The organism is Pedobacter sp. GW821-FHT01D05 (genome assembly GCF_059422505.1).
In genome coordinates, this window is record NZ_JBWKXA010000005.1 from 63,172 (window position 1) to 77,035 (window position 13,864).

Sequence of the window (13,864 nt, forward strand, 5' to 3'; positions counted from 1 at the left end):
GCAATGTAAAAAATTGAGCCAATATCATTTAATAATTAGATTATAAAGTTAAATTTTTATTAGTGCTTAAGGGTTTAATTTGTAATACAACAACTAACCAGAAAGAACCTGCTTAAACCATTATAACCAAACAAAACATGAGCCACACTCCATCAACGAACTTTCAGGTATCCGATACACCAAAAAATGGTAAGGGATATTTATTTCCATTAATTTTAGTCACCAGCCTCTTTTTCTTCTGGGGCTTTGTCCACAATCTCGATCCTGTATTAATTCCGCATTTACGCAAAGCTTTTCAACTAAACGTTTTCGAATCTACCCTGGTCGATTCTTCAGTTTTTATCGCTTATTTTTTATTGGCGCTACCTGCAGGCTACATTATGCGCAAGTATGGCTATAAAAGTGGCATCATTTTAGGCTTAGTTTTATTCGCCATCGGCTGTTTATTATTTATACCCGCAGCCAATACGGCACAATATATATTTTTCTTAGGTGCACTTTTTATTATCGCCTGTGGTTTAACCTTTTTAGAAACAGCAGCAAATCCTTATGTTACCGTATTGGGACCACCAGAAACGGCTACCCAGCGTTTAAATTTCTCTCAGTCTTTTAACGGTTTAGCTGCATTTTTAGCACCGGTACTTGGCGGTAAATTTATTTTTACAGAAGTAAAATATACCGATGCTCAATTAGCGAAAATGTTGCCTTTAGAAAAACAGGCCTATATGCTCGAAGAAGCATCGACGGTAAAAGCGCCTTATTTAATTTTGGGTATCCTGATTATTGTTGTAGCTATATTATTTATTTTCACTAAGCTGCCCGATATTAAAGAGGAAGAAAATGCCCAGGAAAAAAGCAGTTTTGCACATGTATTGGGCCATAGCCATTTGCGTTGGGCCATCATCGGTCAGTTTTTCTATGTAGGTGCACAGGTTTGTGTATTGAGTTTATTCATCAGTTTCGTAACCTCATCGGCCGGTATCACTCAGGATGCAGCGAAATGGTACGCTGGCGCCGCAGGTTTAGCTTTTATGGTTGGCCGGTTCGCAGGAACGTTCTTCATGAGATACGTAGCCGCCCATAAACTCTTGATGCTTTATGCATTAATTAGTGCTGTACTTACCCTTGTATCTATTTTTGCAAGCGGCATGATTACCGTTTATGCTTTAATCGGTGTTGCCTTTTTTATGTCGATCATGTTCCCAACCATATTCTCATTGGGCATAGCAGGTTTGGGTAAAGATACAAAACTGGGCTCATCGTTAATTGTGATGTCTATTGTTGGTGGTGCCTTTTTGCCACCGATATTAGGTTTGATTTCGGATGCCACGCACAATATACAATATGGGTATCTAGTACCATTTATATGCTTTTTAGTGGTTTTCTACTTTGGCTGGAAAGGATGGAAACCCAATCACATTGAAAAAGAAATTAGTTTAGATTATAAAATTAACAATGAAAAAATTAGTCATCAAGATTAACAATGCTGATAATGTTTTGGTTGCGTTACAAGATTTACCTAAAGACACCAAAATAGTGCATGAAGGGAATACCTACGTTACTGTTGATGAAATCCCTGCCAAGCATAAATTTTTTATGCAGGACATGAAAGCAGGTGATGAGGTAATGATGTACGGCGTTTTGGTTGGAAAGGTACAATTTGATGTAAAGGCTGGCATGCGGATGAATGTAGAGAACACCAAACATGCTGCAGAGCCATTTGCCTATCGCAATGTTAATTACCAATGGGAAGCGCCTGATGTGAGTAAATATGCCAACCGTAGTTTTAATGGTTATCACCGTAAAAACGGTGCAGTGGGTACGGCTAACTACTGGTTGTTTATCCCGACTGTATTTTGCGAGAACAGAAATCTGGATATTATTAAAGAATCGCTATATAGTGAATTGGGGTATGCGGTAGATGATAAATATAAATCTTACACGCACAAATTGGTTCAGGCCTTTGAAAACGGAGAAGACATTAATAACATTAGTTTTGAACCTAAAGTAGATAAAGCCCGCCGCACCTTTAAAAATGTAGATGGAATTAAATTCCTCACGCATAACGGAGGTTGTGGGGGAACACGTCAGGATGCTGATACCTTAAGCAAATTATTGGCAGCCTATGCCCATCACCCCAATGTGGCCGGTATAACGGTTTTAAGTTTGGGCTGTCAGCATTTGCAGGTAGAAGATTTTAAACGCGACTTATTTGCACTTGATCCTGATTTTGATAAACCACTTTTAATTTTCGAGCAGCAAAAAGCACAAAGCGAAGAGCAATTGATCCAAAATTCAATCCGCAGTACTTTTGAAGGATTGATGTTCATTAATAAACAAGAACGTGCAGCAGCCCCGCTAAGCAAAATGTGTGTGGGTGTAAAATGTGGTGGTAGTGATGGTTTTAGTGGTATTTCAGCCAATCCGGCTGTTGGTTATTGTGCCGATTTACTGGTAGCCTTAGGCGCCAAGGTTTTATTGGCCGAGTTCCCCGAGCTTTGTGGCGTAGAGCAGGAAATGATCGACAGGTCTGTGGACCGTCCAACGGCTGAAAAATTCATCCGTTTAATGACAGAATACGATGACCTGGCACATAAAGTTGGTTCTGGCTTTTACATGAATCCTTCTCCAGGCAATATTAAAGATGGTTTAATTACCGATGCGATTAAGTCGGCGGGTGCTGCACGTAAAGCCGGCTCCGCTCCTGTTGTAGATGTTTTAGATTATACAGAACCCGCTACTAAACCTGGCTTAAGCTTGGTATGCACCCCTGGGAATGATGTAGAAGCAACCACAGGTAAAGCTGCTGCCGGAGCAACCTTAATTTTATTTACCACTGGTTTGGGCACGCCAACAGGAAATCCGGTTTGCCCGACCATTAAAGTGGCTACCAACTCGATCCTGGCCAAACGCATGAGCGATATTATCGATATCGACACAGGAGCAGTAATTAATGGCGAAAAAACCATTAACGAAATGGGCGAAGATATATTGGAATACTGTATTAAAGTAGCCAGCGGCGAAGAAATTCCTAAAGCCGTACAGCTTAATCAGGATGATTTTATCCCCTGGAAAAGAGGTGTGAGCCTTTAATTCCATGGAGGATGGACAATCGATGCGTCATTTCGACTGAAGCGCAGTCCCGAATTTTCGGGAGAGAAACCTATAGAAGCAAGGCTAAATACCCCGCTATGTTCTCTGTGCTTTTAATAACAAAACAAAAATATTAACCAAATATGAATTTAAATTTAGACGGCAAAATAATCCTGGTGAGCGGTGGCGCAAAAGGCATTGGCTCAGCAATTGTGAAAGCTTTGGCCATTGAAAATGCTTTCCCCATCATTATTGGCCGTAATGAAAGCGATAACCTGAAAATGCTTCAGGAAATAACAGATTTAGGCTTAAAAGCAGATTATTTTACGGCAGAACTCACTGCACCAGAAAGTTGCAAAACCATTGTTGATGCAGTATTAGCAAAATACGGCAGAATAGATGGCTTAGTGAACAATGCAGGAGTTAACGATGGCGTTGGTCTCGAAAATGGAACTTATGAAGGTTTTATGGAATCGCTACATAAAAACGTGGTGCATTATTACCTTTTGGCTAAACATGCCTTACCTGCACTTAAACAGAGCAAGGGTTCGATATTAAATATTGGGAGCAAAACTGCAGAAACCGGACAAGGCGGAACATCTGGTTATGCCGCATCGAACGGTGCCCGTAATGCCCTTACCCGCGAATGGGCAGTAGAATTATTGCCTTCCAGCATCCGCGTTAATGCGATTATTGTGGCCGAAGCCTGGACACCGCTATACGAGAAATGGATCAACACTTTTGAAGACCGTGATGAAAAATTGAAGAATATTACCGATAAAATTCCTTTCGAGAACAGAATGACCAGCGTGGATGAGATTGCCAGCATGGCTGTATTCTTATTATCAGATAAATCGAGTCACACTACAGGCCAACTGATCCATGTGGATGGTGGTTATGTACACTTGGATAGGGCACTGTTGTAAGATGTTCAGCGTTGTCAACTTTCTAGCAAACGGGTTATGAAAGTTGATAACGCTCTGAAACAAAGAACAATCTAAATCCTCGGTCTGTGTCCTCACAGACCGAAACACAAAAAACTTAAAGCAGGCTGTGGAAACAAAGACCACAGATTAGAAAGTTCGTATCATAAATAGAATGTCATCCTGAGCTTGTCGAAGGGCCTGTTTTTGAATGCCTTACATGGGGTTTCGACAGGCTCAACCTGACAAATTTAATTCCTCAGTCCACATCCTTACAGACGCAAAAAACTTAAAGCAGGCTATGGAAACACGGACAATGGAATATTCCCAATTATTTCTAATTTAAAATTCGAAATTCAGAACCCTATTGGTATTCTTCCTAACAATCTTGTATTTTGATTCTCCAGGGTTTTTCAAGATATAATCTCCTTTTTTAACGGTGTTGTTAAATTCTCTTCCTAAAACAGTTAAATGGAACCGTTCTCCGTTAACATATACGGAGGGAATACCTTTGTCTCCGATTTCTAAACTATCTATTCGGCCTTTGAACGCGCTATTTATCAAGCCATTTTTATGCCCTTTGAAAATAAATAAATTAATCGCCAGGAATGATCCTAGAAAAACGATAAGGATGATTATTTTTTTTGACATTAAAATTGGCTTAATACTCACTAAACGGTTAAACTATCCCATATCACCTGATAAACATCAGGTGCATATAAGGTTTTATCAACCGCTTTCGAGGTAACCAGAACAGGTTTAAATTGATCGGCTACATTAATGCTGCCATGCGATCCTTTAACTAAAGTAGCGTCGAGTGGAATTACATCCATCACATAACGGAAGCCGGCTTTTTTCCTTAAAAGTTTATACCCTGCTCTTAATTTAGAGGTCATGAACATTTCTACAGGATCGTAGCCTGGTTTTTTATGGATATCAACCACCCTGGCATAATCAGGAGCTTTAGCATCATCAAGCCAGAAATAATAGGTAAACCAGCTGTTTTCTTTCGCGGTAAGAACCAGGTCACCAGAACGTTCGTGATTAATATGGTGTTTCTCCTGTTCTGTCTTGTCAAGTAGCAATTCAATATCAGGTACATTTTTCAATAAGGCTTTTACCTGCCCGGTTACACTTTTATCGTTGATATAAACATGTGCTACCTGATGGTCGGCTACTACAAAAGCTTTCGAAGCGCCGGGATCGAGTAATTCCAGTCCTCTTTCTTCGCGGATCTGAATTAAACCGTTTTCCCTGAACAAACGGTTAAGGTGGATTGGCTTATTTACAGGCGCAATGCCATATTCGGAAAGTAAAATGATGCGTGCCCCCCTGCTTTCGTAAAAACGCACCAATTCTTCTACCACCTGATCAATTTCTTTCAGTTCTGTACTGATCTTATCCTGTTCAGGCCCGAACTTTTGCAGGCAATAATCTAAATGCGGCAAATAAATTAAGGTAAGCGTAGGATTGTGCAGTTTTTCAGTTTCCATCGAAGCATCTGCAATCCATTTTGTTGATTTAATATTTGCGCCAGGCCCCCAGAACTGAAACAAGGGGAATTGCCCCAGTTTAGCCTGTAAATGGTCGCGTAATTCAGCCGGCTGCGAATAACAGTCGGGTAATTTACGGCCATCAGCAAGGTAATTTGGACGTGGTGTTACCGAAAAATCAGCTGTTGAGTACATGTTGTACCACCAGAACATATTGGCACAGGTAAAATCCGGATCTTCCTTTTTTGCCTGATCCCATATTTTTTCGGCATTCACCAGTTTGTTAGACTGTTTCCAGAATTTGATTTCAGCATCAGCATGATCGTACCATCCATTGCCTACAATACCATTTTCTGAAGGATATTTACCTGTAAGATAACTCGACTGCACAGCTGTTGTAACTGCCGGCAATAAAGGTTCTATGGTTGTTAAATGGTTTTCGGCAATATATTTCTGAAGAAATGGTGTATGCGCCCCAATTACGGATGCAGATAAGGCTACAATATCGATAACAACGGTTTTATGCATGTTCTATTTTTCTAATAAATTTTTAACCCAAGCCAGTTCTCTGATGATCGAATCGTTCAGAGGGGCTTTTAATGCCGTTGGCAAAACTTCCCAGGTATAGGTTTCTACTTCTAAATGAGCGGTAAAAGGGTTGTTTTTTTGCAAGTTCAACACCTCGATGATGTCAGATTGTGTAGATTCGATCAAACCCATATCTTCAACAAAAATGGGTACATGAAAATGTGCCCGCCACTCTTCTACTTCAGGATTTTCGCCCGCAGCCAGTGCATCAGCAAGGTCGGGGTAACGCAGCAGCGAGCCATCATTTTTTCGTGCAATTACCTGATGCAGATAAGTAGGCTCATCAAAACGGCCTAATTGATCCAACACGGCTGTTCTTTCTGAAACAGATGCCGGCAATTTGGCTTTCAGTGCGGCACTGATCTGGATTTTTCCAATCTGAATGCCTTTCTCCTGCAGTTCATTGATGATGGCTGTATGGGGTTCATAACCGATTGCAAAATGACAAACATCATAACACAAACGGATATATTTTTTAATCAAATCTTCTACATCGATCGCATTTAAGTCTGATTGCGCTGCAAAATAGGTTTTTCCAATCGGTAAAAGTTCGTTTTCAAACCAGTTGATAAATTCGGGGCCTGATTCGAGAAAACCATCGGGTTCTGGTTCGATATCGAGATGGATGAGTTTATCTGTTTTTCTATATATTTTCGCTAAACCTCCGGCAACTTCCAAAACATGTGTACTTGCAGTAACTGTAGCTTTTTCTCTTTCCAAGGCATCCCTAAACCAAGGTTTGTAGCTCAGTGGCGAGGTTGAAATGCCTCCATCCATACCTTCAGGGAGTAACTGCGAAAGAATTTCTGCTAAACGGAGTGTATATTCAACGCGATCTCTCGTCGTCCAATCGGGTGCATGAACCTGATCTTTAACCCTGGTATGATGAAAACCGCCATATGGAAATCCGTTCATGGTAAAAACATATCCGCCTTCCTGCTCAAGCCACTGCTTAAATATTTCCAGGTGATTTTCTTCCAATAATTCGATACTGGCGAGATTGGAAAGGCGCAAACCTATACCCATTGGTGCCTCTGGCGACAATTGCGCTTTCAATACCGGAAAACTATCTTTCAACACGGCAAAATGTGCCATCCAGTTTTCGCCTGCATAAATATTGGTACAGAAGGTTAAATGTCCGGAAGTTAATTTCATAGCTTAATGTTGAATAATAGCAGTTTGGTTATTTAAAATGTCGGCAGCTTGTTTTAAAATGTCGGCATCAATTTCATGAACTTCCTCTCCACTGCCCAGGCCAGTAAGCAAGGTGATGGTCAGTTCTCCACCAAGATGCTCCCTAAATTCTTCTAGTCCCTGCAAAATTGGGCTATTGCCTTCGGTAACCTGTAACAAGGGATGCGTTAATTCGAAACCAAGTTGCTGAATCAGCGTGATTACCCTTTGTGCATCCTCATTACCGATTTTGCCCGATAAATTAGAATATACAGTATCCAAAGCGATTCCCATGGCAACGGCCTCACCATGTCTTACTTCAAAATTTGTCAGGTATTCTAGTTTGTGTGCGCTCCAGTGGCCAAAATCCAATGGTCGGGCCGAACCGTTTTCAAAAGGATCCGCACTGCGGATATGCTCCAGATGGAGTTTTGCGCATTTCCAGATCTGGTAGTTCATCGCTGTTATATCCCGTTGTGCAAGCGCAGCAGCATTCGCTTCCAGCCACTCAAAAAACTCACGGTCTTTAATCAGTGCCACTTTAATTGCTTCGGCAATACCGGAGCGCCAATCGCGATCAGATAAAGTGCTTAAAAATACCTCATCGTTAAAAACAGCAACCGGCGGTGAAAAAGTGCCTAAAAAGTTCTTTTTATTGAAATAATTAATTCCATTTTTCACGCCTACCCCCGAATCGTTCTGCGAAAGCACAGTACTTGGAATCCTGATGTGTTTGATCCCACGGTGCGCAACCGTAGCTGCATAGCCTACCATATCGAGTACGGCGCCACCACCAATGGCAGCAACAAACGAATGCCTGTCGATCCCATGAATATTGATGGCATCCAACACCTGATCAAAATATCTGGTATCATTTTTCACCTGTTCGCCCCCTGGTATGATCAGGATATCCTGAATCAGTTGCGTTTGAGGGTATTTTGCAAAATAGGCTTTAATCTGGTTATTAAGCTCTTTGTGTGCATTTGCTACACCTTCATCAATTACAAACAAGATTTTCTTTACTGCAACAGCCGGATTTAAGTTAACCAAAAAACTGTTTAACAGTTCGTTTTCAGGCATAAAAAGCGATGAAGTAAAGAAAACATTATAATTATATTGTACCGTAAAGGATTGATGTAAATGTTCCATGTCAATTTGAGAATGTGTGTTTGATGGTTAAGTAACGGCGAATAATTTAGAAAGCCACATAGATAACGGCAATAAAGCTGCAATTATAAAAGCCAAAATAAGGGCATCGAAAGTTACCGCCCAAGCTGCATCCATCAAAATAAGTGAAATTACGCCAGCTTTTACCGCCCCGCCAATATTTTTACCGATAGGTTCCTTTATTGCTTTTAATAGTGGCCTAAAAATCATAAAGGTAAATGGAACCAGAAACAGCAGCGACCACAGCAACCTATCGTTTACAAAAGCAAAATAAGCAATAGCGCAGATCACGATTGCATACAGAAAGGCGGCCAAATATAAGTTTTTAGTATGGCCTCCGTGCACTTCGCCACGGCTGGTCATGGTGATGGAGAAAATATAAATTACCGGAATAATGGCCAAATAATAATGACTGCAAAGCGTTGCTGGCACAATACTCAAACCCAATAGTAAGTTAAAGCCACGGCATAAACCCATATTCAAGGGGCCGAAAAAAGAATGGTGTTTACCAAATTTATTATAAAGCAAAGCGAAAACGGCTACCAAAAGAGCCAATAAGCCCGATGTTAAACCATTTAATGCAGCTAATGTAATACCGCACAAGAGTAACAGGCTACCTAAAATGGTTGCATTTTTTAAGCTGATCTGCCCACTGGGAATGGCCCGCTCCGGACGTTCTATTTTATCCAGATCGGCATCAAAAACATCGTTAAAAACGATTCCTCCTCCATACAAACAGGCTGTTGATGTGGCCAAAAACACAATAGATAACCATGGAATGGAAAATCCATTACTTAAAACTCCAGAAATGGCAATTCCTGCTAAAATATCGGCTACTGAAGTAACAATATTGGCAGGGCGCATCATGCGCAGATAGACAATTATTTTTTTCAATATTTTAGCTAATGATGATAGATGATTTATCTGCTCTTGGCTGCTGTCCGCCGCGCAAAATGGTATTGCCTTCGAATTTCTCGGTAAGGTCTACATTTTTTTGCGCATTGAAATCGGCTTCATCCAGCTGTCCGCTCTGTGCAAATGCAGTAATCGCATTGCGGTAAGTAACCAGCTCGATATCCTCATCGCTTAAACCGCGCATTTTCATTAAAGCAGCCGTTTTCGGTACAGCCAAAGGATCGCTGATACCCCAATCGGCAGCAGAATTTACCATAATACGCTCAGCGCCATATTGTTTTACAATTTCTACCATACGCTCGTTACCCATCTTGGTAAACGGATAAATGGTAAAAGCAGCCCAAAAGCCTCTATCTAAAACCTCTTTTACCGTTTCTTCATTATTATGATCGATAATTACGCTATAAGGATCAAGGCCATGCTCCAAGGCAATATCCATACTGCGTTGTGTACCTCTTTTCTTATCGCGGTGTGGCGTATGCACCTGAACAGGTAAACCTGCTTCTTTAGCAAGCTGAAGTTGTAATCTGTAATATTTTTCTTCGGCAGCAGTCTGGTCGTCGAAGCCGATCTCGCCTACGCCAACTACACCTTCTTTATAGATAAATAATGGCAATATTTCCATTACCTGCTCTGCCAGAGTTTCGTTATTGGCTTCTCTTGAATTTAGGCCAATGGTGCAATAATGTTTAATTCCAAATTGAGAAGAGCGAAAGCGTTCCCAACCGATTAGGCTACTGTAATAATCTCTAAAACTATCCAATCCGGTTCGTGGCTGCCCCAGCCAAAATGCGGGTTCTATTAAAGCAACAACGCCTGCATCGGCCATCGCCTGATAATCGTCTGTTGTTCTCGAAGTCATGTGAACATGTGGGTCGAAGAATTTCATTCCCTTTACCGCACTGATATCGAACGCTTCAGGCTCCCCCATCAGTGCTTTATCTCTTTCAATTGAACTACTGCAACACATATATTTCTGTTTTGAATTTCTAATGGTTAAAATGAATCCCAGTTTAAGTTTCCTTCCGAGAGGGCCAACTTAAGTTCAGGAAAAGTGTTAATATAATCTTTTGCCGGCTGATAATCGGACTGTGCGATAGCAAGTGCAATGGCGCGTTGTTCAATCTGGTCGTAATGCTGTAAACCTACTTTAAGGGTCTCAAAAATCTCGGCGTTGATAAATTTACTAACCAGGCGCCAAAGCTGTGGGTTTACCTTTCGTTTGGCCGCCCAACGTTCTTTTGCATAATCAATCAAAGTTAATGCAAGTTCCAGATTAGCCCGTTTATCTAAACCAATAATAAGGTCGATATTTTTTTCGGTAAAAAACGCTTTCAGCACCAATTGGTTCCAGGCAGCTTCATCCAGATTTTCTGAAGGATAGGGATTGTTTTCCATTATCGCTTCCAAAACCGATCCGATATTGCTCCTAATTCCTTCAGCACAACGTTTTACCCAAATTTCAGGATGAGCTAAAAACGGCAAGGCTGAATATAAAGCCACTGCCTCATTCATTTCTGCCGACAGGAATAAACGATCGATGGTTGCGTAGCGTTTATCCTGGTCTTCTGAATTTAAAGTGCTCAGCAACCAAACTCGACAAAGCCTATCGATGGTCCAGTTACGAATATAACCGATCTCTGCCTCTTCTATTAAAAGCTTTTGCTCTTCATTAAGTTGAATAAGCGATTTTCCGGTTTTGCGCGGCACCATCACAAATGCCTGGCTGATTTTACTGCTTTGATCAGCAGATTGTGTTATACTTTCCAACCAATTTTGGCCATCTGCACCTACATTGCTTTTTATAATAGCTGATAAAGCTTTTTGGATAGCCTTCGTATCGTCACCTTTCATAAAGTATCTAAATCTATTAGCTGGTGATACCTGCTGAAACAAAATAATTGATCAACAAAGCCCCCGCAATAATCAACAGACCAAAAAATTCTCTCGTTTGCTCGATATAAGGTTTAGTGGCCTGCATGCTTTCAACCAAACTTGGCCGCTTATATTTCATTATCCAATCTCTTACACCATCTTTTGCAAAAAATAGGATAACGGCATAAATTAAATAGAAAGCAGTTAAAAAAAGATAAGCGAAAGGATAAAATTTACCCGCCGCAGCCAATCCGCAGCATATTGCGGCACTTAAATAGATAGACACCCAGAGAAAAGCATCATTATCATTTAAATTTACATAGGCAAAGCCTAAAAACGAGATGCAAAAAATAATGTTGAGGATAATTAAAAGCATTTTAAATTATTTGGTTTAAAACAAACTAAATCGATTTCCCGATTTTTTTCATTGAAAAACAAAGTTATTTAAACTGAATGCTTTTTTTGCTTAAAAATTGTAAATTATATACTGCTATAAAAGTTTTTTTTGATTAAAAATGAATAGAAAATAGTATTAATACGGATACCATTTAAGATTCCAGTAGAAGGGTCGTCATTGCGAGGCACGAAGCAATCTTTCATGCTAGTGATAATTCAATAAAGATTGCTTTCCCGAAAGGCTCATCATGTGGAAACATCTTTTTAAATCTGAATTTGTTTTTGTCCCTTGCCTTACGCGAGCGTCATGCTGTCCCGAATTTTCGGGCAGCATCTCCAGCTATTAACAGACTCAAGTGCCCTATAAACAATAGTTTGGAAATAAATTTTGTTATTCCGCTCTATGCCGCGGCGGCATGGTAGTTTTTCGCAGATCAAGTTGTTTTTATTAGTGCTCAAGAATGCTGGCGCATTTTGGAGCGCCAAAGTACCCAAAGCGCTCTGTCAATCCAGCAATGGGCCTCTTACACAATCCTGTGCACATCAAAAAAACAGCGGCACTTCGTTTTGTGTTCAATACTTCCTAAACTTTAAATTAGGGTATATGAACACAAAACCACTGCGTTTTAGGTTTGGCAGTGCTATTTGCTCTTTCGTACAACTGTTTTTTTGATTTCTCCGGCCCTTGGGATTGACGGCGTTCTTCGGTTAAAACAATGTGTTATTTAAGGAAGCCAGCAAAACGCATAAAAATTAACCTCAAAAGATGTGCTCACGCGACGCATGCGGAAACCACGATTGCTCAGCAAAGTTAATCTTAAAACGCTCGCAAGTTATCAAGCCACTAAAATCACAAAATCCCTAGCACAAACCTTTCATTATAAACCCGATAGCAATGGATGCCGATGCTTTGCCGGAAAATCGGTACTGAATAAGCATCGGCAGGAATGAATAGCGTATAATTGATTTCTTTTGCCTTAGTCACAGTCTTGCCTCGGCTCGCCGCCGCCGATTGGCTCTTTCTTTTTGGTGTCAAAAAGACCAGCAGCGCTAGCTTGAACACAATTAAAAAAAACGGAACAAGTGAAAAAAAAAAAACACCGGCTGAAAATTTATTCATTTGTATTATAGTTCTCAGCTGCATTCATGAGGGCTTCGCCGTTTTCTTTAGAAGCCAGTGGGTTGGCTGGGTCAGTAGAACCCGAAAAATTTGTTAGGCCGGATTTAAGTAGAACGAGGATACCCTGCTGTGGCCTAGCTGGGTGAAAATATGCAAGCAGTTAAATACTGATTAACAATCATTTGTGATTTAATGTTCCTGATTAAACAGTGTAAATCTTATTTAACCGCCAAAAACAAGTTTTAGAATATTCGCAAGCACGGGATTATGGTCATCGGCCCGCCAGTTAATCAATATATCGGTTTCAAAAGGTAAAGGAATAAACCGTAAGCCTGGGCTTTGATGGTGCATATAAGAGTCGGGCAAAATGGCTATTCCTAATCCTTTCCGAACGAGTGCAATAATCGTAGATCCAAATTCGGAATGTAGAAATACATCGGGAACAAAATCGTAAGATTTGAAAAGTGCCTGAATAATCTCACTATAACTACTACCCTCATCCTTGGTAGGCAGAATAAACTTCTGCACTTTAAGACGCTCCGTAGATAAATCTTCAAATCTTTTAAAAGAATGTGCTAACGGAACCACCAAAGCCAGATGATCGGAGTATATTTTTTTTGATTTAATACCCTGCTCACTGGTAATATCCCTCGTAATGGCGAGGTCAATTTTATAGTTCTTTAGAAATTCCAGCTGATTTTCGTATAAAACCTGTACCAACTTAATTTGAAGCTGTGGAAATGCCTGTGTTATCTTAGCCAAAATATCGGGCATGATAGAAGCCGATATAGAATCAGGATGTGCAATCGTAATGGTTCCGCGCTCGCCTAAATGGATCTGTTTGGCAAACTGATGGATATATTCAAGCTCACTTAACTCTACTTCCCATTTTTCTTTTAAGAATTTACCTGCCGGGGTGAGCTTCACATTACGTTTATTACGCTCAAAAAGCTGCAGACCCAATTCATTTTCGAGCGACTGAATTTGGCGGGTTAGGGCCGACTGCGTAATATTTACCTTTTCAGCCGTTTTCCAATAATGAAGCTGTTCTGCCAGGGCCAAAAAGTACTTGATTCGCTGAAGATCCATTAATGCAAAATACGCATTAATAAATGAAAAAA

At 40.5% G+C, this 13,864-nt stretch carries 13 protein-coding genes; 3 read left to right on the forward strand and 10 right to left on the reverse strand.

Translation table 11 applies throughout. The features are described from left to right. Positions 1-137 precede the first annotated feature (137 nt). From fucP to AC07VK_RS17740, 3 genes are all read left to right on the forward strand, one after another. A complete protein-coding gene (fucP, locus tag AC07VK_RS17730; protein WP_492962128.1) occupies positions 138-1,481 on the forward strand; it encodes an L-fucose:H+ symporter permease in 1,344 nt (447 codons plus the stop codon). After that, entirely contained in the window at positions 1,456-3,093 is a 1,638-nt protein-coding gene (locus AC07VK_RS17735; RefSeq protein ID WP_492962130.1) for a UxaA family hydrolase, read from the forward strand. Before fucP ends, AC07VK_RS17735 begins: the two co-directional genes overlap by 26 nt. Before the next feature lie 143 nt (positions 3,094-3,236). After that, entirely contained in the window at positions 3,237-4,019 is a 783-nt protein-coding gene (locus AC07VK_RS17740; protein ID WP_492962132.1) for an L-fucose dehydrogenase, read from the forward strand. Between the two features lie 339 nt (positions 4,020-4,358). Here the strand turns inward: AC07VK_RS17740 and AC07VK_RS17745 are convergent, their stop codons facing one another. The 10 genes from AC07VK_RS17745 to AC07VK_RS17790 all read right to left on the reverse strand — a co-directional run bounded on the left by AC07VK_RS17745 (position 4,359) and on the right by AC07VK_RS17790 (position 13,832). Then, a complete protein-coding gene (locus AC07VK_RS17745; protein ID WP_492955184.1) occupies positions 4,359-4,667 on the reverse strand; it encodes a hypothetical protein in 309 nt (102 codons plus the stop codon). A 20-nt stretch (positions 4,668-4,687) separates the two neighbouring features. After that, the gene (locus tag AC07VK_RS17750; protein ID WP_492962134.1) at positions 4,688-6,037 is read right to left on the reverse strand and encodes an alkaline phosphatase family protein; all 1,350 of its coding nucleotides are present in this window, start codon (positions 6,035-6,037) and stop codon (positions 4,688-4,690) included. Between the two features lie 3 nt (positions 6,038-6,040). Continuing rightward, positions 6,041-7,252, reverse strand: a complete 1,212-nt coding sequence (gene eboE, locus AC07VK_RS17755; RefSeq protein ID WP_492962136.1) for a metabolite traffic protein EboE — start codon at positions 7,250-7,252, stop codon at positions 6,041-6,043. Between the two features lie 3 nt (positions 7,253-7,255). Then, complete coding sequence (locus AC07VK_RS17760; RefSeq protein WP_492962666.1) at positions 7,256-8,425, reverse strand: 3-dehydroquinate synthase; 1,170 nt, start codon at positions 8,423-8,425, stop codon at positions 7,256-7,258. A gap of 21 nt (positions 8,426-8,446) precedes the next feature. Beyond that, a complete protein-coding gene (gene eboC, locus AC07VK_RS17765; RefSeq protein WP_492962138.1) occupies positions 8,447-9,331 on the reverse strand; it encodes a UbiA-like protein EboC in 885 nt (294 codons plus the stop codon). Positions 9,332-9,335: 4 nt separating this feature from the next. Continuing rightward, positions 9,336-10,322: a TatD family hydrolase gene (locus AC07VK_RS17770; protein WP_492962140.1), complete on the reverse strand. Its 987-nt coding sequence runs from the start codon at positions 10,320-10,322 to the stop codon at positions 9,336-9,338. Positions 10,323-10,348: 26 nt separating this feature from the next. Further along, positions 10,349-11,206 carry an EboA domain-containing protein gene (locus AC07VK_RS17775; RefSeq protein WP_492962142.1) on the reverse strand — a complete coding sequence of 286 codons (858 nt, stop codon included), beginning with the start codon at positions 11,204-11,206 and terminating at the stop codon, positions 10,349-10,351. A gap of 16 nt (positions 11,207-11,222) precedes the next feature. Then, positions 11,223-11,603 carry a transmembrane 220 family protein gene (locus AC07VK_RS17780; protein WP_492962144.1) on the reverse strand — a complete coding sequence of 127 codons (381 nt, stop codon included), beginning with the start codon at positions 11,601-11,603 and terminating at the stop codon, positions 11,223-11,225. Between the two features lie 870 nt (positions 11,604-12,473). After that, on the reverse strand, positions 12,474-12,743 hold the full coding sequence (locus AC07VK_RS17785) for a hypothetical protein (RefSeq protein ID WP_492962146.1): 270 nt from the start codon (positions 12,741-12,743) through the stop codon (positions 12,474-12,476). 222 nt (positions 12,744-12,965) lie between these two features. Then, positions 12,966-13,832, reverse strand: a complete 867-nt coding sequence (locus tag AC07VK_RS17790; RefSeq protein WP_492962148.1) for a LysR family transcriptional regulator — start codon at positions 13,830-13,832, stop codon at positions 12,966-12,968. Positions 13,833-13,864: the final 32 nt, after the last annotated feature.